The organism is Janthinobacterium sp. UMAB-60 (genome assembly GCF_900095235.1).
Lineage (GTDB): Bacteria > Pseudomonadota > Gammaproteobacteria > Burkholderiales > Burkholderiaceae_D > Janthinobacterium.
In genome coordinates this window covers 431,660-455,220 of the sequence record NZ_LT607482.1, presented here as the reverse complement: position 1 = coordinate 455,220, position 23,561 = coordinate 431,660, and the positions used below count along the sequence as shown (strand labels likewise).

The window sequence follows — 23,561 nt, the reverse complement described above, 5'->3', positions numbered from 1 at the left end:
CCGAAGCTGTCTTTGGGGCTTGCAGGCCGTGGCCCGCAAACGGGGAATTACTTGGCGGCGGCGGCCTTGACTTCAGCGTCGGCTTTGGCCTTGGTTTCTGCCGTCTTGGTGGCGGCGAGGGCTTTATCGGCGTTCGCTTCCACTTTTTCCTTGGCGACCTTGGCGTTCGCTTTCACGGCCGTCTTGGTGGCTTTCGCATCGGCCTTGGCATCGGTTTTATCGGCCTTGGCTTCCGCTTTCAGCTTGTCTTCCGCATCGGCGCTGACGACTTTGTCGTGAGCCTTGGCCTTGGTTTTATTGGCCTTGTGATGGGCGTCGGCTTTCTTTTCGTCAGCCTTCATTTCAGCCTTGGCGACGTTGGCGTCAGCCTTGGCATCGACTTTGGCTTCCGAAGCGGCAGCCTTGTTGACATCTTTTTGCGCGGAAGCCTGGGCTTTCACGACAGCTTCGGTAGCCGGCGCGGTTTGAGCGAAGGCGGCGGTAGCAAACAGGGTGGCGATCAGGGCGGCGAGTAATTTGTTCATGATGAGACCTTTCAATATGGTTTAATTTTATTCTTACTAAAGGCGGGCAAAATGTTCAAAGTTTGCCAGGCATCGCGCTGTTTTTTGATGTAGCGCAATGGCATGACTTCATAGTAAAGATAATTGGCAAACCACACAGTGCGGTAGCGCACTCAACGAGAAATATGTGCAATTCGGCAAAATTTCTCATCGAGCGCCGCCTGCCGCTTCAGATCCTCATGCGCCCACGGCCAGCGCCGCATGGCGCGCCGCCACCCACTCTTCATTGGCCGGTTCCACGCCCACCACGATGCGGCTGGCATCGGTGGAAATACGGCTGGCGTTGCGCGCATTGGCCTGAACATCGAGCACGGGGCCGATAAAACCCAGTTCGGCGCAGATGCGCTGGCGCAGTTCGGCGCTATGCTCGCCGATACCGGCCGTAAACACCAGCATGTCCAGCCCACCGAGCACGGCCGTCAGGGCGCCGATTTCACGCACGATGCGGCGGATATACAGGGCCAGCGCGGCGCGGATGCGTTCGCCCGTGGCATCCTGCCGGTCCTGCTGCGCCAGCAGCACCGGCGGATCGGCCGACACGCCCGACACGCCCAGCAAGCCCGACTCGTGGTACAGCACATGCGCCACTTTTTCCAGCGACAGTTTTTCGATTTCCATCAGGTAGATCACGGCGCCCGGATCGAGCGAACCGCAGCGCGTGCCCATCATCAGGCCGTCGAGCGCGGAAAAGCCCATCGTGGTGGCCACGCTGTGCAGGTGCTCCATGGCGCACAGACTGGCGCCGCTACCCAGGTGGGCCACGATGACCTTGCCGCGCGCGACAGCGCCAAAACGCTGCTCCAGCACCAGCGACTGGTATTCGTACGACAGGCCGTGGAAGCCATAGCGGCGCAAGCCCCGCTCCCACGCATCGTAAGGCAGGGCCAGCATCTGCTCGACCTGCGGCACCGTGTGGTGGAAGGCCGTGTCGAAGCACGCCACCTGGGCGATGTCGGGGCGCGATTCGAGCAGCACCTCGATCGCCTCCAGCGCGAACGGCTGGTGCAGCGGCGCGAGCGGCACAAAACTTTTCAGGTCAGCCAGCACCTTGGCATCGATGCGCACGGGGGCGAAATACTTGCTGCCGCCATGCACCACGCGATGCGCCACGGCGCGCAGCGGACGCCCGTCCAGCTGCGCCACCACTTGCGCGCGGATGTATTCGAGCGCCGCGTGATGCGGTTGTTCAGGGTCCAGCTGCAAGGCGACCGCCGGCAGGCCGCCGGCGCGGTAAGTGGCGTTTTCGCGGCCGATACCTTCGACCTTGCCACCCCATTGCGCCTGCTGCGGCAGCACGCCGTCCGCTTGCTCGAACAGGGCGAACTTGATGCTCGACGAGCCGCAATTGAGCACCAGGATCAGGGCGCCATCGGCGGCATGTTGGACGGGTGCGTTCATGGCGGCGTGCTCCGGTAATGATTGGCCAGCATCACGGCGATGGCGCACGAGGCGATGCGACTGGCGCGCGAATCGGCGCGGCTGGTGAGGATGACGGGGATTTTCGCGCCCAGCACGATGCCGGCGCTGTCCGCATCACCCATGTATTCAAGCTGCTTGGCCAGCATGTTGCCGCTTTCCAGGTCGGGCACCAGCAAAATATCGGCGCGGCCCGCCACCTCGGAGACGATGCCCTTGACGGTGGCGGCGGCGATCGACACGGCGTTGTCGAAGGCCAGCGGGCCATCGAGGATCGCCCCCGTGATTTGGCCGCGGTCGGCCATCTTGCACAGGGCGGCCGCGTCCAGCGTGGCCGGCATGTCCGCGTTCACCGTTTCCACGGCGGCCAGGATGGCCACGCGCGGGCAGGCCACGCCGATCACGTGCGCCAGGTCGATGGCGTTGCGCACGATGTCGGCCTTCATGGCCAGGTTCGGCGCGATATTGATGGCCGCATCCGTGATGATGAAAGGACGCGGATAGGCGGGCGTCTGCATCAGGAAGCAGTGGCTGATGCGGCGCTTGGTGCGCAGGCCGGCGCTGGCGGCCAGCACGGCCGACATCAGTTCATCCGTGTGCAGGCTGCCCTTCATCAGCGCCTCGACTTCGCCCTTGCCCGCCAGTTCGGCGCCGCGCGCGGCGGCCGCATGGCTATGTTCTACGTCTTCGATGGCGATGCCTTCCAGGCTCAGGCCCGCTTCCAACGCCACCGCTTCCAGGCGCGCGCGCGGCGCCACCAGCACGGGCGTGATCAGACCGGCCGCATGGGCGTCGAGCGCGCCCGCCAGGCTCAGTTCATCGCACGGGTGGATCACGGCGACCCGGATCGGACCCAGCGTGCGCGCGTGTTCCAGCAGGCGCCGCGTGCCGTCGCCGTTATGCAGGCGCACTTCGGGCAGAGTGGCGCGCTTGCGTTCGATCTGTTCGGCGGGCGCGATCACCTGCGCTTCGCCGTCGAGCACCACGGCGCCATGCTGGTTGACGCAGCGGCAGGCCAGGGTCACGTGGCGGTTGCGCGGCTCGCGCGCGGTGACGGTAACGCTGATGGCCAGCGTATCGCCCACGCGCACGGGCTGCAGGAAACGCAGGGTCTGGCCCGTGTAGACGGTGCCGGCGCCGGGCAGGCGCGTGCCCAGCACGGCCGAAATGAGGGCCGCGCCCCACATGCCGTGCGCGATGACGCCCTGGTAGCGGCTGGAGGCGGCAAATTCGGCATCCAGGTGCTGCGGGTTGTCATCGCCCGACATCACCGCGAACAGGGCGATATCGTCCATGCTCAGGGTGCGCGTGATGCTGGCGGTGTCGCCGATGGCGATCTGGTCGAAGGTGCGGTTACGCACGATATGCAAATCATCGTCTTGGGTGGTAGTCATCATGGTCTTCTAGGCAGAGGTAGTGTTTTTGGCAGGTTTGGCCTGGATAGCAGGCTGGGACGCAGTTTGAGATGCATGCACGGCCGGTGGCAGCGCCTTCGCGTGCGCCTTGATCGCACGCTCGAATACCGCCAGCATTTGCTGCAGGCTCGCTTCCTCGTCCGGCGTCGGCGCTTCGGGCACTTGCAGCACTTGCTGCAGCCATTCGCCCAGCGCGCCGATGGCATCCGGTTCCGCACGCGACAGCAAAGTCGGCAAGGCGGCGATGGCGGCATCGAAATCATGCAGCATCAAACGCGCCTGCTGGCGCACGATGCCGCGGAATTCTTCCATGCTGAAGCCCTGCGTGTACTGCGGCTTGACCAATTTGAGGGCCAGGTTGACGCGGCGCTCGTCGGCGATCATGCGGAAGCGGTAGATGTAGAACAGCGCGCGCACGGCCGCCTCCACCAGGCCCCCATGCTGCATGTCCTCGTCCATCTTGCGCGTTTCGCAACGCACGTATTCGCAATGCTCGGGCGAGATACCGGGATGCGGGCGCGGCGGCGTGGTGTCGCCGAGGGCTTGTCCCGTCAGCGCCTGCACCAGGGGTGAGCCATAAATCATGTCGAAAGTGGTTTCCTGCACCGTATCGCGCCAGTCGCGCCAGCTGTTCAAGCCGGCCGTGATGGCGCCGGAAATGGCTTCCTGCATGGCCAGCAGCGGGTTGTCCGGCGCCACCGGCTGGCGCTGAGCGCGCACTTTTTCCGCCTCCTTGGCCACCAGCTTGGCCAGCGGATTGTGGTCCGTCCAGCGCTCGTACGAGACGCGCAGCGGATGCGTGAGCTGCAGGAAGCGCGCCGACTGCGGCGTGACCATGGCGCGCACCCACGGCTGCGCAAACGTGCGGTACAAAGCCAGGTTCACTTCGGACACGCGCGCGGCGGCGGCGAACTTGCGGTCATTTTCCACGCTGGGCTGCACGATGGCGCGCACATCCTCGATGCCGCGATGCTCGACCTGCAGCACGTAGTCGCCGCTGGCCAGGTCCGCGTTCGGCGTATCGGGCGTCTTGTCGACGATCCGCGCTTCGTAGATGCCGGCCGGCAGCAGGTTGATCAGGTCGATATTGCTGGCGAATTTCTGGTGTTCCTTGTGCCCCACCTTGGCCGAGACGAAAATGCCCAGGTGGCCGATGCTGTCATGCACGGCATACACGATGGTCTGGTCGTGCAGCAGCACATCGTTGTCGTCGCGGTACAGGTCCGTGATCCAGCCCAGCGCCTGCGGCGGCGGCGTGATGTTGTCGCCGTTCGAGCAGAATACGACGATGGGCGAACGGATATTGCGCAAGTCCAGACGCACGCCATCGGAAGTGATCAACTCCGCCGTGGCCAGGCGGTTGCCGATGAACAGATTGTCGACGATGTACTGCATCTCGACGTCGTTGAGGAACACGTGACCGCCCCAGTATTTTTCAAATTCCAGATAACGGGGCGCTTCCGTATCGATGTTCGCGTACAGGTTGTACTGCTTGCTCCACAGGGTGTTGGCCGGGTTCAGCTTCTCGAAATTCTGCACCAGGCTGGCGCCGTCGAAACGGCCCTTGCCCAGGTCGCCCGCCAGGGCCGTGGCCCAGCTGCCGCCCATCAGGCCACCCGCATAGCGCATCGGATTGCGGCCATGCCAGCCGGCCCAGTACGACACGGGCGCGCCGGCCACGATGATTGGGCCGAACAGCTCCGGGCGCATGGCCGCCGTCATGAGGATTTGCCAGCCCGCCTGGCAATTGCCGATGACGACGGGCTTGCCCTCGCTGAGCGGATGCAGGGCGATGACTTTTTCCAGGAAGGCCGCCTCGGCGTGCATCACGTCTTCCACCGTCTGTCCCGGCACGGGATCGGGCAGGAAGCCGATGAAGTAGCACGGATGGCCGGCGCGCAGGGCCACGCCGATTTCGCTCTCGGCCTTGAAGCCGCCGATGCCGGGACCATGGCCGGCGCGCGGGTCGACGACGACGAATGGCCGCTTCGATGGATCGGGTTCCGGCGCATCGGGCGTCAGGATGCGCGCCAGGCCGTAGTTGACGGGACGCGCCAGTTCCAGGCCCGACATCACCAGTTCGGCGGGGAAGTCCAGCACGTTCGGCACTTCCTCGGCCATGTGCTCCTGGTACTGGTTGCCGCGCCGGCGCATCACGTCCGCGTACAGCACGATGCGCTGCCACGAGTCGCGCGCATAGTCGCCCAGCACGCCCAGCGACGGCAAGCCGCCGGTGGAGAAAAATGGTGCAGTTTCGATCTTCATGGCTATCCTTTTCATGCAAAAAAACGCCGGACCATTCCGGCGCGGGGGGCTACGCCATCTGGCTGATGGTCTTGCGAAAGCGCGCCAGCGCGAAGGTAAACAGGGCCGTGCCGATGGCCAGCAGGGCCAGGAACGGTTTCCATACCACGTCGATGCCGGCGCCCCGGTACAGGATCGCCTGGCTCAGTTCGACGAAATGCGTGGTCGGTGCGATCAGCATGATGTTCTGCACCAGTTCGGGCATGCTTTCGCGCGGCGTGCTGCCGCCCGAGAGCATCTGCAGCGGCAGCAGCACGAGGATCAGCAGCATGCCGAACTGCGGCATGCTGCGCGCCACGGTGGCGAGAAAAATGCCCATCGAGGTGGTGGCAAACAGGTGCAGGGCCGCGCCGCACAGGAACAGCGCGATCGAGCCTTCGATCGGCACGTGCAGCATGCCGCGCACCACCAAGTTCAGCGACAGGGCGGCAGCCAGCAGCACCACCAGGCCCATCGACCAGACCTTGCCCAGCATGATTTCGGCCGGCGTCACGGGCATCACCAGCAAATGCTCGATGGTGCCGTGTTCGCGCTCGCGGATCAGCGCCGCCCCCGTCAAAATGATCGACAGCATCGTCACCTGGTTGATGAGCTCCATCAGCGAGCCAAACCACGCCTGGCTCAGCGATGGGTTGAAGCGCGCGCGCATCACCAGCTCCACCGGCGAGACCGTCGCGCCGCGATAGCGTTTGGCGAATTCGGATATTTCACCGGCGACGATCTGCTGGATGTAGCCGCTGCCGCTGAAGGCCTGGCTCATGCGCGTGGCGTCCACGTTCAGTTGCAGCTCCGCCTGGCGCCCGCCCAGCACGTCCGCCTGCAGCTTGGGCGGGATCGTCAGCACGAAGGTGTACCGGCCCGCGTCCAGGCCCGCATCGACCTGGCTCTGGTTGATCATGGCCGGCGGCGTGAACTGCGGCGGGAAGAAGGCCGAGGCGATGCGCCCGGACAGCGGCGAGCCATCCTCGTCGACGATGGCGATCGACGCCATGTGCAGGGTTTCCGGCTTGGCTGTGGCGGCCACGTAGATGGCCAAAGTGAAGGTGTAGAGGATCAGGATCAGCATCATCGGATCGCGGATCAGGCTCCAGATTTCCTTCACGCCCAGGCGGTAGATATTTTCAAGATGGCGCATACGCTTACGACTCCTGTTTCTTCAGCAGCGCCACCGTCACGCCGAGGATCACGGGGATCGCCACGAGCAGGGGCCAGAACGAGGCGTGCAGGTCGCCAAAGCCCAGCGCCTTGTTGAACACGCCGCGGCTGATATTGAGCATGTGCGTGGCCGGATACATCAGGCCGATCGCCTTGCCCACGCCTTCCATCGACGAGACGGGATTGAGCAGGCCGGAAAACTGGATGGCCGGGATCATGGTGCCGATCATGGTCACGAACAGGGCCGCGATCTGGCTGCGCGTAAACGTCGAGGCGAACAGGCCGATGCCGGTGGCGCAGATATTGAAGATGAAGGTGGCGCCGATCAAGGTCAGCAAGCTGCCCTTGACCGGCACACCGAAGGCGGTGACCGCCAGCAGCGCCATGAGGGCGAAGTTGAACATGGCCAGCACGACGTACGGCACCTGCTTGCCGAGCAAGAATTCCAGGCGCGTGACGGGCGTCACATACAGGTTGATGATGGAGCCGAGTTCCTTTTCACGCACCACGGACAGCGCCGCCAGCATGGCCGGCAGCATCAGCAGCAGCAGGGGAATCACGGCCGGCACCATGGCCGGCAGGCTTTTCACATCCGGGTTGTAGCGGTAGCGCGTCTGGATGGCGACGGGATTGTTCATCTTGATGCCATAGCGGTGCAGGGCCTGGTCGGCCAGCCACAGCTGATGCATGCCCTGCACGTAGCCCTGCACGGTTTCGGCGCGCATCGGCATGGCGCCGTCGATCCAGGCGCCCACCTGGGCTGGTGCGCCGCGCTGCACGTCGCGCGCAAAGCCGGGCGGAATCTCGATGGCCAGCGACAGTTCGCCGCTGCGCATGCGCTTGTCGATATCGGCATAGTCGCGCAGCGGCGGGCGCTCGACGAAGTAGCGCGAACCGGCCAGGTTGTTCGTGTAATTCTGGCTCAGGGTGGTCTGGTCGTGGTCGAGCACCGCATAACTGAGGTCTTCCACATCCAGGCTGATGCCGAATCCGATGACGAACAGCAGCAGCACGGAGCCGCCCAGCGCCAGGGTCAGGCGCACGGGGTCGCGCCGCAATTCCAGCGTTTCGCGCCACATGTAGCTGAGCATGCGCCCAAGACTGAAGCGGCTGCGCCGGTGTTCCTGCTGCGGTGCGGCCACTTCAGCCTTCTGCGCGGGCACCTCGCTTTCCTGCTCCGCCGGCGCCGTGCCGCCGCCCGCCTCTTCCAGGTAGGCGATGAAGGCCGCTTCCAGCGACGGTGCCCCCTTCTTGCGTACCAGTTCGGCCGGTGCATCGCTGACCAGCACTTTACCCGCGTGCATCAGCGAGATGCGGTCGCAGCGCTCGGCCTCGTTCATGAAGTGGGTGGAGATAAAGATGGTGACGCGGTCGCGCCGCGCCAGCTCGATCATCAGGCGCCAGAAATTGTCGCGCGCGATCGGGTCGACGCCGGACGTGGGCTCGTCGAGGATCAGCATTTCCGGCTTGTGCACCATGGCCACGGCCAGCGACAAACGCTGGCGTATGCCCAGCGGCAGGCTGTCGGGCAGGTCGTCCATCACTTCGCGCAAGTCGAAGCGCTGCGCCATTTCGTCGATGCGCGCGGCGATTTCCGCTTCCGGCACGTGGAACAGGCGCGCATGCAGCACCAGGTTCTGGCGCACCGTCAGTTCGCTGTACAGGGAAAATGCCTGCGACATGTAACCGACCCTGCGGCGCGTGTCGATATCGCTGGAATCGACTTCCTTGCCGAACAGCCAGGCCTTGCCTTCCGTTGCCGGCAGCAGGCCCGTGAGCATCTTCATGGTGGTCGACTTGCCGCAGCCATTCGAGCCGAGAAAGCCGAAGATCTCGCCGCGACCGATGCGGAAATTCACATGGTCGACGGCCGTGAAATCGCCGAAGCGCATGGTCAGATCCTTCGCCTCGATGGCGACGTCCTGCGCGCTGGCCGCGTCCAGCGGCGTGATGACCACGGGCTGGTGGCCTGCGCGCTTGGCTTCCGGCAGCAGCTTGATGAAGGCCGCCTCCAGGTTGTCGCTTTGCGTGCGCGCCAGCAGTTCGGCCGGCGTGCCCGTATCAAGCACCTTGCCGTCATCCATGGCTACTAACCAATCGAAGCGCTGCGCCTCGTCCATGTAGGCGGTGGCGACCATCACGCTCATTTGCGGGCGCTGCACGCGAATGCCGGCGATCAGGTCCCAGAACTGGGCGCGCGCCAGCGGATCGACGCCGGTGGTCGGCTCATCGAGAATGAGCAGGTCGGGATCGTGGATCAGCGCGCAGCACAGGCCCAGTTTCTGCTTCATGCCGCCCGACAGCTTGCCCGCCGGGCGCGCCAGGAACGGGTGCAAGCCCGTGCTGCGGGTCAGCTGGTCGATGCGGCGCCGGCGTTCGGCGGCATCGTGGCCGAACAGGCGCGCGAAAAACTGCAGGTTTTCCTCGACAGACAAAGTCGGATACAGATTCTTGCCCAGGCCTTGCGGCATGTAGGCGATGCGCGGACAGACATCGTCGCGATGGCGCGCATCGCGCATGTCGCCGCCCAGCGCCATCACGCTGCCCTGCTGCACGGCGCGCGCGCCGGCCACCAGCGACAGCAGGCTCGATTTGCCCACGCCATCGGGCCCGATCAAGCCCACCATGCAGCCGGCCGGCACATCGAGGTCGATGGCGTCGAGCGCCACCGTCTTGCCGTAATGCTGGCTGACGCCCTTGATACTGACGACAAATGGGGTCACGTCCATGGTCACTGCGGGACCTTGGCCGTCAGTTCAGCCGGCCATGCCTGCTTTGCATCGAGACGCACCCAGGCTACGCCGGGCAAGCCCACTTTTACCAAAGCCAGATGCTTTTGCAGCAGCTCGCGGCTGATCTGCGCTTTCACGCGGAACATCAGCTTCTGGCGCTCGCTGGCCGTTTCCACCGTCTTCGGCGTGAACTGCGCGCTGGCGGCGACAAACGAGATCGTCGCCGGAATCACGTAATTGGGCGCCGCATCGAGGATGATGCGCACTTCGCCGCCCATCGCCACCTTGCCGGCCGCCGTCTCGGGCAGGAAAAAGGTCATGTAGACGTCCGACAGGTCGACCAGGTTGAGCACCTTGCCACCACCAGCCAGCACTTCGCCCTGCTGCGCCACCAGGTATTGCACGCGGCCGTCGCGCGGCGCCGCCAGCTGGCCATCGGCCAGGTCGGCGTCGATGCGCGCGGTGGTCGCCTCGGCGGCCGTCACGGCCGAACGCGAACCCACCACTTGCGCCTTGGCCGCGTCGATGGCCGCCTGCGCCGCAGTCACCTGCGCCTTGGCCGCATTCAGGGCCGCGGCCACGCTGCGCACGCGGGCGCGGTCGTCGTCGAGTTCCTGCACCGAGGAAGCGCCCTCTTTCGACAAGGTTTCCGAGCGGGCCAGGCGGCGGCGGGCCGCATCGAGTTCGCTTTCACGCTGCGCCACCAGGGCCAGCGCGGCCGCCTTGTCGCTCTCGCGCACGGCCACCTGCGCCTGCGCGCCGACCACCGCGTCGGACGCCTGCTGCTGGCGCGCGCGCGCCTCGTCGCGCTGGGCCGTCAACGAGTCCACCTGCATGGTGGCCAGCGGCTGCCCCGCCTTGACGAAGTCGCCCTCGCGCACGAGGATCTCCTTGACGCGGCCGGCCAGCTTGGTGGCGACGTCGATTTCCGTCGCTTCGATGCGGCCATTGCCGCTGACAAAACCCTCACCGGGGCCGGTGGGACGCATTTTTTGCCAGGCCACATAGCCCAGCACGAGAACGGCCACGACGAGTGCCGCGGGGATGAGTTTTTTCTTCAGTTGTGGAGTCATGGTATCGGGGCGATCAAATTAGTGGGTGGAAGCGGCGGCAGAGGCGGCGGGCGCGCCACCGCCCAGGGCCGCATACAGGCTGACCTGGCTGGAGAGCAGCGCGCGGCGCGTCTGCACCAGTTGCTGCTCGACCGTCAGCAGGTCGCGCTGCGCATCGAGCACTTCCAGGTAGGGCGCGGCGCCATTGTCATAGCGCAGCTTGGCCAGGCGCGCGCGTTCGCTCTGCGCGGCCAGCGTGGTCTTGCCGATGTCGACCTGCAGCGCCAGCCAGCGCCGGTTCGACAACGCATCGGCCACTTCGCGAAACGCGCCCTGCACGCTCTTTTCATAATTGGCCACGGCCACGTCGCGGCGTACCTCGGCCAGGTCCATGTTGGCGCGGATGCGGCCCGCGTCAAAGATCGGCAGCACCAGGCGCGGCGCGAAATTCCAGGCGCCGCTGCCCGAGTCGAACAGGCCGCTCAATTCCGCGCTGGCCGTGCCGTAAGCGGCCGTCAGCGAAATGGTGGGAAAGAAGGCGGCGCGCGCGGCGCCGATATTGGCTTGCGCGGCGCGCAGTTGATGCTCGGCCGCCATCAGGTCGGGACGCTGCGTGAGCAAGGCCGAGGACAGGCCCGCATGCAGCGGCTGCAGCACGCTGGCGTCGTCGAAGCGGCGCGTGTCCGGAGTCAGGTCGACCGGGCCGCCCACCAGCTGGGCCAGCGCGTGCGCCTGCACGGCGCGCGCCTGCTCCAGCTGCGCCGACAGCGACAAGGCCTGGCTGAGCAGGGTTTCCACCTGCGTCAGGTCCAGCTTGGAAATCGACCCGACCTCGAAGCGACGCGTAAAGATGCGCAGCGACTCGGCGCGGCTGTCGACCGTGGCGCGCGCCAGTGCCACCCGTTCATCGAGTTCGCGCAGGCCCAGGTAGCCATTGGCGACCTGCGCCACCAGGGCCACGCTGACGGCGCGGCGCGCCTCGTCACTGGCCAGCAGGGTTTGCAGCGCGCTGTCCTTCAGGCTGCGCACGCGGCCCCAGAAATCGAGCTCCCAGGCGCTCACGTTCAAGCCCGTCTGGTACTGCGCGCTCGTCATGGGGCGGCCCGTCACGCTCAGGTCACCAGGCACGCGCGCACGGCTGCCGGAGGCGCCCAGCGCAATGGTGGGGAATTGTTCCGCGCGCTGGATGCCATACGCGGCGCGCGCCTCTTCCACGCGCAGGGCGGCGATGCGAATATCGCGGTTGCTGGCCAGCGCCTGCGCAATCAGCGCCTGCAGGCGCGCGTCGGCAAAGTAGGCTTGCCAGGCGATGTCCGCCGCGTGCGCGCCGGCGGGATCGGTTTCCGGATACTGCGCCGCCACGGGCAGCGGCGGTGGCGCATACGGCGGCGCCATCGAGGCGCAGCCGGCCAGGGCCAGCGTGGTGGCCAGTGCAGTGGCCAGCGCGGCCATCCTGGCGCACGCAGATAAAGCGGGAACAGGCATGATCATCTTCTTCCAGTCAATTCAGAATGTTGTAGCCGCCATCGACATACAAGGTGCCGCCCGTGATGGCGCGCGCGCCGTCGCCGGCGAGGAAGGCGCACAGCGCGCCCACGTCCTCGATGGTGGCCAGGCAGCGCATGGGCGAGCGTTCGATGGCGTCGGCCATCAGGCGGTCGAAATGGGCAATGCCGGAAGCGGCCCGCGTTTCCAGGGGCCCCGGCGAGATGGCATTGACGCGGATGCCTTGCGGACCCAGTTCCGCCGCCAGGTAGCGCACCGATGCTTCCAGGGCCGCCTTCACTGGCCCCATCAGGCCATAGTCGGCGATGACTTCCTCGGCGCCCAGGTAACTCATGGTCATCAGGCTGCCGCCGTCCGGCATCAGCGGTTCGGCCAGCTTCGCCATGCGCATGAAGGAGTGGCACGAGATATCCATCGCCTGCGCGAAGCCGTCAGCCGAACTGTCCGTGACGCGGCCATGCAAGTCTTGTTTGGGCGCGTAAGCGATGGAATGGACGACGAAATCGAGCCGCCCCCACTGCCGCTCGATCTGCGCAAACAGCGCTTCGAGCTGGCCTGGCACGGCCACGTCGAGCGGCGCCATGATGGCCGCCTGCACTTGCTGCGCCAGCGGTTCCACATGCGGACGCGCCTTGTCATTGAGCCAGGTCACGGCCAGTTCGGCGCCGGCCGCGCGCAATGCGCTGGCGCAGCCCCAGGCGATGCTTTGCGCGTTGGCGATGCCCACCACCAGGCCCCGCTTGCCCTGCAAAGGCAAGTGTGGGCGCAAGTCGGCCGTCATGCCTGGACTGGGCGCAGGGCGGGCCACGGCGTGGCCGCATGCACGCAGCGCACCGCGCCGGCGCGCATGGCGGCCGCGCTCATGGCAAGGGTCACGCCGCCTGCGCGCGCGTACGGCAAGGCAATCGGTGTGTGGGGATGGAGGGTATTGCACGCGTCAGGCGCGGGGGTCTGCATCTTCATGAATCGGCTTCCGTCACTGAAATTCGAGGCCGGCACCAGTGCATTCTCAGGGAACTGGTACGGGGCGAAAATTACTCTACAGCATTTAGATACGTGATTCGCGATGAGTCCGGTCCGCATGCTTATCGTTTTGAGCTAGGTCAACTATAAGTGCGATTGCGGCAATGCAACATTGATATACATCAAATTCTACATCAATATTATTTAAATGAACTAATTGATAAGCAATCGAATCGCGGTGCTTATTTGATAATATCGCGGGGCTGGCGCATAGAAAAGCGGCCGTGCAAAAGAAGGGGAGATTGCCTGAAACACAAGCTGCGCGGCGCCGTGGCGCGAGGCGCAAGGCGGGGAACGGTAAAACTGGGGACCATGCTATTGCGTTGCAACATGGCCCACCATGCCTTGCGGCACTGCACTGAAAGGATTATTGGCGCGGCGCCGCGGGACGCGAATACAGGTCGATGATGGTGCTGATGCCATCCTGGCATACGGAGCAGAAGGTCTCGCTGCGGTCGAACATGATGCACTGCATCTCGGGCCGGTAGTAGCCGGACGACTCGTAGTTCGCGCCTTCGAAGGCGCCCACAGCATGGCGCTGCGGCGCCTTCGAGAACAGCTGCTGCGTGTACGCCAGGTCGGCCTTGAACAAATCGCTCATCTCGCTTTCCGGGCGGTTGGCCGCGCGCAGGGCGGCGCGCTGCTTCTGGTACTCGCGCGCATGGCTGTCGTAGGCTTCCTTCGGCCATGGCGTCGGCAGCGGCGTGCCCGCCTTGACGTGGCTCTGCCATTTCAGTTTGGACGGATCGCGCAGCGCCGTGGCGTTCGGCTCCCACGGTTCCTGCCGCTCGCCATTCGACTGATAGGCCACGGGCGAAGTGTAGTACTCGTCGGCCAGGCCGGCGAAATGGTGGCCGAATTCATGCACGAACAGGTAATTGGCCCAGTCGTTGTTGGCTGCCGCCGTGCTGAACTGGCCGAAGATGCCGCCACCGCCGTAGGTGTCGTTGTTGACGAGGATTTCGATGAATTCATACGGCGCGTATTGCGCCAGGTCGCGCAGGGCGCGGTTGTCCGTCGTCAGCACATAACGCTCGCTGCCGAAAATATCGTAGCGCGTGCCCAGCGGCGACGCATGGTGCACGCCCGTCGATGGACGCGACACGCCCGATTCCTGCGTCGGCGCGGCCATGGCCCACACGTTGAAGTCATTGGCCCGCTCGCGGAACGGCGACACCGTAAACAGGTGCTCGGCCAATTTCCGCGCCGTCGCTTCGAACTTGCCCATTTCGGCGGCCGTGTAGCCGTCGCCCATGATCAGCAGGTCGACCTTCCCGGACGAGGGGCCACTGATGCGGATCGGGATCGGCTTGACGGGCGCCGGCGGCTGCTTGCGGATCACGTCCTGCGCCGCCGGATCGACATCGGTGCTCCACACAATGGAAAACAGGCCGCGTTCGTCGCGCTTGAGAATGCGCACGCGCACGGGGTGCTCGGGCTGCGGGAAACGCACGGATTCCTGGAACGCGCGCGTGGTGGTTTTCGCTTCGTCGGTGCTGGCCCATTCACCGAAAATGGTGGAGAAGCCGCGCGAATACAGCACCTTGCCCGACTGGATATCGACCACTTCCAGCAGGTTGTTGCCGCGGTTGCTGTCATCGATGGGACGCGCCAGATTGCCCGGCCATGGCAAGGGTTCGACCAGCACGCGCTCGACCGCATAATGCTCGCCCAGCGCATTGCCGCTGTGCTGGTAATCGAGGCGCATGGTGGCCGGCTGGGCGGCACCGGCAGCCTGCGCGGCAGGGACGATGCCGGCGGCCAGCGCCAGCGCGCAGAGGAAGGATCGAATCGGGGTCTGCTGCATTTCATTCCTGACACGGTAGAAAAACGGGTAAAAGAAGCGGTTTTCCAAACAAACAGCGGCGCCAGCGGCGGGCATGGAAAAATCCGGTGCGGCATATTGTAGCGACAGGAATACGCACTGCAAAGCACCCGCTTGACCGCGCCACGCAATCCATTTATATTAGACTGACTAGTCGATTAATTAAAAGGGGAGCAAACCGCCATGCGCACCATCGATCCCGGCAAACACGCGGCCCGTCGCGACGCCATTCTCGCCGCCGCGCGCAGCTGCTTCGCACGCAAGGGCTTTCACCAGACCAGCACCGCCGCCATCTGCGCGCAAGCGGGCATGAGTCCCGGTAACCTGTTTCATTACTTCCCCACCAAGCAAGCCATCATCGCCGCCATCGTCGACCAGGAAGACGGCGAGACGGCCGCCTATTTCGCCGGCGTGCAAGGCAGCGCCGATGCGTACGGCGCCCTGCTCGATTTCATGGACCTGGTGCTGGCGCTGGCGGCCGACGGGGATTTTGCGGGACTGGCGCTGGACATTGCCGCAGAAGCGATGCGCGATCCGGATATCGCAGCCAGGGTGGCGCGCAACGATGCCGTGCTGCGCGCCGGCGTGCAGGCGCTGCTGGAAAGCGCTGCGGCACAAGGTCAGGTTGACGCCGCGCTCGACCCCGCGCAAACGGCCGGCTGGATCGCCGCGCTGATCGACGGCATCTTCAACCGGGTCGCCGTCGATCCCGATTACGCACCGCTGGCGCAACGCGCCAGCCTGCACCTGTTATTGGCGCGCTTCCTGCGCCCTGCCCTGGCATGAGCACCGCCATGCAAACCCAGCCCACGCGCATCGCCGATGTCGACGCACTGCGCGGCTGCGCCCTGTTCGGCATTTTGGTCGTCAATATCGGCGCCTTCGCCACGCCGTGGTTCGGCCTGGGTTTGACCGATCCCGCCTTTCACGGCGGCGTCGACCGCGCCACGCATTTTCTCGTCGCGCTGCTGTTCGAGACCAAGTTCTATCTGCTGTTTTCCTTTTTGTTCGGCTACAGCTTCACCTTGCAGATGCAGGCGGCCGCGCGCGCCGACGCGCCGTTCGTGCCGCGCATGCTGCGCCGGCAAGCGGGCCTGTGGCTGATCGGCGCCCTGCATGCCGTGTTCCTGTTTCATGGCGACATACTCACCACCTACGCCCTGCTGGGCATCGTGCTGCTGGCGCTGCACCGCTGCGGCAAACGCCAGGCACTGTCCCTGGCCTTGATGCTCGTCACCGTCTGCGTGGGGTTCTGGGCCGGCATGGCCTGGCTGCAAAGCCTGCAGCCGGCGGGCGACGCGGCGGACAACGCCGTGGCAATGGCGCAGAAGGCGGCGACCGCGCTGGCCGCCTACCGCGCCACGCCGGCCGCCGTCGTCCATCAGCATTTGCGCGAACTGAGTGACATCTGGATCGTCCTGCTGCTGGTGCAGGCGCCGTGCGCACTGGCCATGTTCCTGTGCGGCCTGGCCGCCGGCAAGCGCGAGATGCTGCTGCACGCCAGCGATTACCTGCCGCTGCGCCGCCGCCTGCTGTGGGCCGGGGCGCTGGTGGGACTGCCCGGCGCCGCCTTGTATGCGTGGACCTCCGTATATGCGCAAAGCCAGGCATGGCAGGTGGCGGGACTGGCCGTGGGACTGGCGAGCGCGCCGCTGCTGGCCGGCGCCTACCTGGCATTGGCGCTGGCCCTGTTCGAGCGCCTGCGCGACGGCACGCTGTTTGCGCTGCTGGCCGATACGGGCCGCATGGCGCTGTCGAACTACCTGCTGCAGTCGGCCATCTGCGCCTGGCTGTTCCTCGCGTATGGCGCGCGCTTGATGGGCAGCGTCTCGCCGCTCGGTGCGCTGGCGCTGGCTGTCATCATCTTCAGCCTGCAGCTGCCCCTGAGCCGCTGGTGGCTGCGCGGCCACGCGTATGGCCCCGTCGAGTGGCTGCTGCGGGCCTTGACGATCGCCGCGTGGCCGCGCTGGCGGCGCAGCGGCGCCGCTTACTTGTAGCGGTACAGCGGCTGGCGCAGCTGGATCGGGCGGATGTCGAGGCGCAGCTTCAGCACCGAATACGCTTCCGCCTCGGTCGAACTGTAGCCGACGCTGTTGACCGTTTTACTGAAGCGGAACTCGAAGCCCAGGTCCGGGTACGGGTCGCGCGGGTTGCCGAAGGCGATGCCGATGGCTTCCTGCTGCGCGTTGTCGATCAGGTTGCCCATCAGGTCGAGCACGGCGTTGTTGCCGAGGATATCGTTGGTAAACACGGGTTCGCGCATGTCGGGCTGGTTCGGATCGAGCTTGTTGTCGGCCTTGTCCGGCGAGGGTGTAAACACGCGTGTGACGAGGTTGAACTTGTCGCCCCGGTCCAGGTAGCTGATGGCCGCGTTGCTGATATTGAAATTTTTCACGCCACGGTCGCTGATGGCGCCCGACAGGTCGATCAACAAGGCGCCGCTGTAGCCGATGACTTCCACGTCGCGCATGGCGTCGACCACCATGGCGCTGTTTTCATCGATACCCAGTCCCAGGTGATAGCCTTTTTTCAGCATCACGGGAATCATGCGCGCAAAGCGCCCGCGCACCAGCAGATGCTGGTCCACGAAGACATCGCTGCCGATGAAGCCCAGGCCCGGCGCAATCTCGCGCCCGTCCGTGACGCCCATCTTGAGCATGTCGAGCACGGGCTTGGCATCGTAGAACATGGTGGTGCTCATGATGGCCGCGCCGGCGCTGGAACCGGCGATCACGCCGCCGTTGCGGTAGACCGACCAGATGGCTTCCAGCGCGGCCGTGCGGCTACCGTCCGGGCGCAGCAAGGCTTGCGTGATGCGCCCCTGGTCGCCGCCGGCAAAATAGATGCCGGTGGCCGACTTGATCTGCGTGACGATGGCCGGATCTTCGGCCGCCTTGCGGTAATCGCGATTGGCCAGCTTGACGGCCAGCGGCACGAAAAAGGCATCGGCGCCATATTGATTGAGTTTTTTGATGATGCTTTCACCCGATTTTTCCGGATTCATCGCGGCCGAGGCCAGCACGGCGATGCGCGCGCCCGGTCCGCCCGACAACTTGACGATGCGCTGCCAGACTTCGGCATTGTCGGCGCGCAGGCCGCCGCCGATGATGACGAGGGTGCCCTGCGGGGCGCTGCCGATGGCACTGCCGCCAGGCGCCGCCACGGCATGGAAGCTGCACAATGCCAGCGCGAACAGCAGCGCGGCGCGGAAGGTGTGATACAGGCTTGACGATGATTTCATGGTGCCTCTCGAATACATGGAAAGGGGCACGCGCCTGGCGCGCGCCCTTGCTGCCAATACTGCTGCTTGCAACCCAACGCCATCGAGCTACGATACTACCCGCTGCGTGTGACAGCCGTATTGCGGTATCTCCTGCTTTGCCGCCTTATTTGAAGCTGTAATTGGCGCTGGCATAGAAGCGCCGGCCGCGCGGGTCCGAATAAGTAGGGTCATAGCCGGACAGGAAGAAGTACGCCTGGTTCGAGTACGGCGGGCTGGTATTGAACAGATTCTGTATGCCCGCGCGCAGCTTGAACTGCTTGCTGACCGCATATGCACCCGACATGTCCCACAGCGTGTAGGCCTTCACCCGGTTCGGCTTGACCACGCTGCCGTCGTCCGTGTTGATGGCCGAGTTCTGGTCATCGTAGCCGCTCGAATACGTGTTCGACAGGCTGGCCGAATACGGGCCGTTGTCCCAGTCCAGCGTGATTGTATGGCGCCAGCGCTGCACCACGCCGTCCGTGACGAATTTATTCAAGTTACTGATAAACACGTCTCCAGGGCTGGTCTGGATTTTCGAGTCGAGCACGTAGGTGCCGCTCAGGTGGCCGCCAAAACGCCCCCACGCCGTTTTCACGCCATGCAGGTCGGCCGTGATATCGATGCCCGCAGCTTTTTGCGCGCCGCGGTTCTCCTTGCGCAGCTCGATGTAGCGGATTTCATTGTCTTCGTCGCGGTGCACCAGGTTGCCGTACTTCGACAGGTTGCCCAGGATGATGTCGTCGCCGATCTCGCTGATCAGGTCCGTGCGCTTGATGTTCCAGTAGTCTGCACTGAAGGTCCAGTGCTGGCTCGGTTCGAGCACCAGGCCGGCCGAGAACTGGCGGCTGCGCTCCGGTTTCAGCTTGTCGTTGCTGTAGCGGCGCGTGTCCCAGTTTTGCGCGCAATCGGCATAATTGTTGTCCACGGTGGCGCACAGCACGGGATCGGGCAAGGTCGCCGTACTGCTGTAGACGGTGGGGCGGTGCAGGTCCGACATCGACGGTGCGCGGAAACCCTTGCCGGCCGAGGCGCGCATCAGCACCTGCTTGCTGGGCATGTAGGTCAGGCCCACCTTGGGGCTGAGGGCGCCGCCCACCTGCTCGTAATGGTCATAACGGCCAGACAACTGCGCCTGCCATTGCTTGGTAAACGGCAGCAGCAGTTCGCCGTAGATGGCTTGCACATTGCGGCTGTCGCTGGTGCCCTTGCCGCCCTCCGGTGCCGCATCGTTGTTGATATTGTCACTCATCAGCAATGCCGATGGACGGAACTCGGTGCGTTCGCGCCGCACTTCGCCGCCCAGGGCCAGCGCCATGTCGCCGCCGCCCAGGGCCATCAGTGCGCGCGAAGCCTTGAAATCCAGCCCATCCATGGTGCCGCGCGCATGGCGCACCTCGTCGTCAACCTGGATGCTGTCGAGCAGCGCCCGGCCTTTCGCGCTGGACGGGCCGAAAGGATTGATGTCGCCAGCGGCGATACCCGCGAGCAGCTTGTCGTACAGGACGTAGCCATGCGTATCGCGGTCCCTGACGGTATTGACGCTATGGTTCAGGCCCACGTCGTAATCCCAGCCGGCGAGCGTGCCGGTGGCGCCCACCACGATACGCTGGCTTTCGCTGGTCAGTTGGCTGGTGCGCATGCCCGCCTCGTTCAGTCGCATGCGCAGTTCCAGTTCGCGCCCTACCGGGTCGCCATCTGCATCGACCGCCGTATCGAAGCCGGCATTGGCCAGCTGCGGCACCTTGCTGTAATCGAGGTAGCCAATCACGCGCGCCGACGAGCCCACGTAATAGCTGCGCGAGCGGCTCAGTGCCACTTCCGCGTACAGCTGGTGGTCGTTATTCAGTTTCAGCACGCCGCGCGTGAGCAGGTTCTGCTTGTCCGTCTTCGGATAGAGCTCCGTGTCGCCCATATAATCGTAGGTACAGGCGTCGACGCCGCCCGTGCCCGCCGGCAAATACAGATTGGCCGGCGGCGCGCAGTTCGGGATCGAGAGATTGATCTGCCGGTTGGTGATCGGCTGGCCATTGAGCTGGAAGCCATTCTCCTGCAAGTGCGCGCGCTGGGCGTTGGACAGGCGGATATTCGCCGGGCTGGTAAAGTTCGACAGCAGATGCCCCAACCGCTGCGGAATCTGCAGGTTCGGGATGAACTTGCGCTGCGAGGAGCTGAGGCGGTCGGTTTTTTGCAGGTCGACCACGGCAAAGATATTGTAGCCATCCGTCGCCAGGTCACCCGTGCCGGCCGTGATGCTGGCCGTGCGCTTGCCGGCACCGCCTTCCTGCGTGCCGCTGCCGTAGACATTCAGCTCCACGCCCTGGTAATCCTTGCGCGTAATAAAATTGATGACGCCGCCGATGGCGTCCGTGCCGTACAGGGCCGAGGCACCGTCGAGCAATACTTCCACGCGCTGCAGGGCGGCGGCGGGAATGTTATTCAGGTCCACGCCCGCATCGTCGCCGGGCGAGGCAAAGTTCGCCATGCGCCGGCCATTGAGCAGCACCAGGGTCGATGAGGTGCCCACGCCGCGCAGGTTGGCGCTGTTGAAGCCGCGCTGGTCACCGCCCACGTTGATACTGGCGCCATCGGTCAGGCCGCCCACGTTGGCCGACACGCGCGCCATCAGTTCGGCCGCCGTCGTCACGCCCGCCTTCTCGATATCGGCGCGCGTGATGACCTGCACCGGCAGCGCCGTTTCCGATTCCAGCCGCTTGATGGCCGACCCCGTGATCTCCACGCGCTGCATTTTTTTCGGCGCCGGCTCCCCGTCCCGCGCCTGCTCCTGTTCCTGCGCCTGCGCGCCGCCGGCCAGCATGCCCAGCGCCGCCGACACGCTCAAGGCGCCCAGCGCCAGGCGCACGCCTTGCGCCAGCAGCGACTCGCGTGGCAATACGGAACGGCCGTCCTGTCTTTTCATGTGCATTGCATCTCTCCCCAATGGTGTATGTCTGATTTTTATCATGATTTTTGTACTGCCTTGCGCTGCCTGGATACTGCTTTCCGGGGCCCCGGCACGCCATGCTCGCCGCCGTACAGATAGGCGGCGATGACTTCGCTCAGGCGGGCCGCCTTTTCAACGTTCTTCTTGTTCGACACCATCAGCGCCACGGCCAGCGCCTCGATCATGGCCAGCGCCGTGCTGGCGCTGCTGGGCAGGACGGGATGCGTGCTTTGCGCATACAAGGCATGATCGGCCAGTTCGGCCAGGGGCGATGCGGGAGAGTCGGTGAGCGCCACGATGCAGGCGCCGCGGTCGCGCGCAAAGCTGGCCAGGCCGATGCAGTCGAGCGTATAGCGGGGGAACGAGATCACCAGCAGCACGTCGTGCGCCGTCAGGTTGACCAGATGCCCGGCCGCCACTTCCGAACCGCCGATGCCCACCACTTCCACCACATGCGGGCAAAACGGCTGCAGATGCTGCACCAGCATGCCCGCCAGGTTGGCCGACAGGCCAAAACCCATCACATATACCACCTTGGCGCGCGTCAGGCGCCGCACCACGGCCTGCATGGCCGGCGGCGACAGGGCATCGGAGGTGGCGACGATGTTCGCGGCCGCATACTCCAGGCTTTCCGTGACGGGTGATGTGGCGCGCGCGCGCCGTTCTATCGTGCGGCGCAATTTGTCGACTGGCTGCAACAGCGATTGCAGGGTTTCGGCCATGGCGCTGCGCATGGCCGAATAATTCTTCTGGCCGATGTCGCGCGCGAAGCGGCTGATGGTGGCCGTCGATACCTGGCAGCTGTCGGCCAGTTCCTCGATGCCCAGCGCCGTCACGCGCATCTGGTTGCGCAGCAGGTAATCGGCGATCTGCCGCTGCGAGGCCGAGCCGCTGGCCAGCACGTGCATCAGCGTTTTCCCCAACGGCGATTGCGCGAAGGCGGCATCGGGCGACGACAGGGCGGCGGCCACTGGCGTGCGGGAGCTGTTACGGGCAGGACTGGCGGATGATTTCATATCACTGGCGGCCTGTGTTCTTGTGCATGGCGGATGACGGATAAAAAGGCGAAAACGGGTCGCTGGAACTTACTCTACTCATATCAAAAAGAAAACTCAACAAATATTTGTAAAAGGATTTTCATTGATTTACTTCGTGAAAATAATGCTACATAATCGACCGAAATCCATCAACCGCGCCCCGTTTTGGGGCGAATTCACCATGCAAGTACAACAGCACCCCATCTCCAGCGCGCACGCCAGCGTATCGTGCCAGTTGAGCAGCTTTCACTTTGGCACGGCGGCGGCCGGCAGCCGCAGCGGCAAGAAAGTCTACATCCAGGCAGCGCTGCACGCGGATGAAGTGCCGGGCATGCTGGTATCGCAATTTTTGCGCCGCGAACTGCTGGCGCTGGAGGCGGCGGGCAGGATCCACGGCGAAGTGATCCTGGTGCCGGCCGCCAATCCCATCGGCCTGGCGCAAGCCATCCATGGCGCGCCATTCGGCCGCTTCGACCTGACCACCGGCATCAACTTCAACCGCGCCTACCGCCACGTGGCAGATGAACTGAAAACCACGCTCGATGGCAAGCTGGGGCAGGATGCGCAAGCCAACGTGGCGCTGATACGCCAGCATGCGCGCGACGCCGTCGCCGCCTGGCGGCCGTCCACGGATGCGGAGACGCTGAAAAAGACCTTGCTGGGCATGGCCATCGATGCCGACATCGTGCTCGACCTGCATTGCGATAACGAGGCGGCCCTGCATATCTATACAGGCACGCCGTTGGCGGCGCAGATCGCCCCCCTGTCCGCGCTGCTGGGCGCGCGCGCCGTGCTGCTGGAACTGGCAGCCGGCGAAGAGCCGTTCGACGAAGCCTGCAGCCGTCTGTGGTGGGACCTCGACGCGCACTTCAATGGACGCTATCCGATTCCCGCCGCCTGCCTGTCGACCACCGTTGAATTGCGCGGCGAAGTGGAAGTGAGCTATGCCCTGGCAGAGCGCGACGCCACCGCCCTGCTGCGCTTTCTTGCCATCGAGGGCGTGCTGGAGATCGCCGGCGCCGGCGACGACCTGCCCGCACCGCAATGCCAGCCCACGCCGCTGGCCGGCGTGGAACCGATCCTCGCGCCGCATCACGGCGTGCTGGTGTATCTGCGCGAAATGGGTGAGGTGCTGGCCGCCGGCGATGCGCTGGCCGACCTGATCGATCCGGTCAGCGGCGAGACGACGACCTTGCGCTGCAGCGTCGCCGGTGTCTTCTTTGCGCGCAGCGCCCACCGCCACGTCTTGCGCGGCATGAACGTCGGCAAGGTCGCCGGCGCCATCGCCTTCCGCGGCGGCAGCCTGCTGAGCCAATAAATGTCACCC

At 65.0% G+C, this 23,561-nt stretch carries 17 protein-coding genes; 3 read left to right on the top strand and 14 right to left on the bottom strand.

Going from position 1 to position 23,561, the window contains the following annotated elements; all coding sequences use genetic code 11:
* Positions 1-47 precede the first annotated feature (47 nt).
* From K0F86_RS02070 to K0F86_RS02020, 11 genes are all read right to left on the bottom strand, one after another.
* Positions 48-524: a hypothetical protein gene (locus tag K0F86_RS02070; RefSeq protein WP_219132712.1), complete on the bottom strand. Its 477-nt coding sequence runs from the start codon at positions 522-524 to the stop codon at positions 48-50.
* Positions 525-740: 216 nt separating this feature from the next.
* Positions 741-1,961 carry an acetate/propionate family kinase gene (locus K0F86_RS02065; RefSeq protein WP_219132711.1) on the bottom strand — a complete coding sequence of 407 codons (1,221 nt, stop codon included), beginning with the start codon at positions 1,959-1,961 and terminating at the stop codon, positions 741-743.
* The gene (locus K0F86_RS02060; RefSeq protein ID WP_219132710.1) at positions 1,958-3,373 is read right to left on the bottom strand and encodes a bifunctional enoyl-CoA hydratase/phosphate acetyltransferase; all 1,416 of its coding nucleotides are present in this window, start codon (positions 3,371-3,373) and stop codon (positions 1,958-1,960) included. Before K0F86_RS02060 ends, K0F86_RS02065 begins: the two co-directional genes overlap by 4 nt.
* A 9-nt stretch (positions 3,374-3,382) precedes the next feature.
* Entirely contained in the window at positions 3,383-5,659 is a 2,277-nt protein-coding gene (locus tag K0F86_RS02055; RefSeq protein ID WP_219132709.1) for a DUF3141 domain-containing protein, read from the bottom strand.
* Positions 5,660-5,708: 49 nt separating this feature from the next.
* The gene (locus tag K0F86_RS02050) at positions 5,709-6,833 is read right to left on the bottom strand and encodes an ABC transporter permease (RefSeq protein ID WP_219132708.1); all 1,125 of its coding nucleotides are present in this window, start codon (positions 6,831-6,833) and stop codon (positions 5,709-5,711) included.
* Positions 6,834-6,837: 4 nt separating this feature from the next.
* Positions 6,838-9,582: a ribosome-associated ATPase/putative transporter RbbA gene (rbbA, locus tag K0F86_RS02045; protein ID WP_219132707.1), complete on the bottom strand. Its 2,745-nt coding sequence runs from the start codon at positions 9,580-9,582 to the stop codon at positions 6,838-6,840.
* Between the two features lie 2 nt (positions 9,583-9,584).
* Positions 9,585-10,658 carry an HlyD family secretion protein gene (locus tag K0F86_RS02040; RefSeq protein WP_219132706.1) on the bottom strand — a complete coding sequence of 358 codons (1,074 nt, stop codon included), beginning with the start codon at positions 10,656-10,658 and terminating at the stop codon, positions 9,585-9,587.
* A gap of 18 nt (positions 10,659-10,676) precedes the next feature.
* On the bottom strand, positions 10,677-12,128 hold the full coding sequence (locus tag K0F86_RS02035; protein ID WP_219132705.1) for an efflux transporter outer membrane subunit: 1,452 nt from the start codon (positions 12,126-12,128) through the stop codon (positions 10,677-10,679).
* Positions 12,129-12,138: 10 nt separating this feature from the next.
* Positions 12,139-12,924: an enoyl-ACP reductase FabI gene (gene fabI / locus K0F86_RS02030; protein WP_219132704.1), complete on the bottom strand. Its 786-nt coding sequence runs from the start codon at positions 12,922-12,924 to the stop codon at positions 12,139-12,141.
* Positions 12,921-13,106 (bottom strand): hypothetical protein, encoded by a 186-nt coding sequence (locus tag K0F86_RS02025; protein ID WP_219132703.1) that lies wholly within the window; start codon positions 13,104-13,106, stop codon positions 12,921-12,923. Before K0F86_RS02025 ends, fabI begins: the two co-directional genes overlap by 4 nt.
* A 427-nt stretch (positions 13,107-13,533) precedes the next feature.
* On the bottom strand, positions 13,534-14,973 hold the full coding sequence (locus K0F86_RS02020) for an IgA Peptidase M64 (RefSeq protein ID WP_219132702.1): 1,440 nt from the start codon (positions 14,971-14,973) through the stop codon (positions 13,534-13,536).
* A 201-nt stretch (positions 14,974-15,174) separates the two neighbouring features.
* Here K0F86_RS02020 and K0F86_RS02015 point away from each other — a divergent pair, with 201 nt between their 5' ends.
* Positions 15,175-15,777: a TetR/AcrR family transcriptional regulator gene (locus K0F86_RS02015; protein ID WP_219132701.1), complete on the top strand. Its 603-nt coding sequence runs from the start codon at positions 15,175-15,177 to the stop codon at positions 15,775-15,777.
* Positions 15,778-15,785: 8 nt separating this feature from the next.
* Positions 15,786-16,988, top strand: coding sequence for a DUF418 domain-containing protein (locus K0F86_RS02010; protein WP_257571946.1), 1,203 nt, complete (start codon positions 15,786-15,788; stop codon positions 16,986-16,988).
* Here K0F86_RS02010 and K0F86_RS02005 read toward each other — a convergent pair.
* The 3 genes from K0F86_RS02005 to K0F86_RS01995 form a co-directional block, all read right to left on the bottom strand.
* A complete protein-coding gene (locus K0F86_RS02005; RefSeq protein ID WP_219132699.1) occupies positions 16,979-18,232 on the bottom strand; it encodes a cyanophycinase in 1,254 nt (417 codons plus the stop codon). The two genes, K0F86_RS02010 and K0F86_RS02005, sit on opposite strands and share 10 nt — an antisense overlap.
* Positions 18,233-18,377: 145 nt before the next feature.
* Entirely contained in the window at positions 18,378-21,179 is a 2,802-nt protein-coding gene (locus K0F86_RS02000; RefSeq protein ID WP_219132698.1) for a TonB-dependent receptor, read from the bottom strand.
* Between the two features lie 35 nt (positions 21,180-21,214).
* The gene (locus tag K0F86_RS01995; RefSeq protein WP_219132697.1) at positions 21,215-22,213 is read right to left on the bottom strand and encodes a MurR/RpiR family transcriptional regulator; all 999 of its coding nucleotides are present in this window, start codon (positions 22,211-22,213) and stop codon (positions 21,215-21,217) included.
* Between the two features lie 202 nt (positions 22,214-22,415).
* On the opposite strand from K0F86_RS01995, the gene K0F86_RS01990 reads away from it, so the two are divergent.
* Positions 22,416-23,552, top strand: coding sequence for a succinylglutamate desuccinylase/aspartoacylase family protein (locus tag K0F86_RS01990; protein ID WP_219132696.1), 1,137 nt, complete (start codon positions 22,416-22,418; stop codon positions 23,550-23,552).
* Positions 23,553-23,561: the final 9 nt, after the last annotated feature.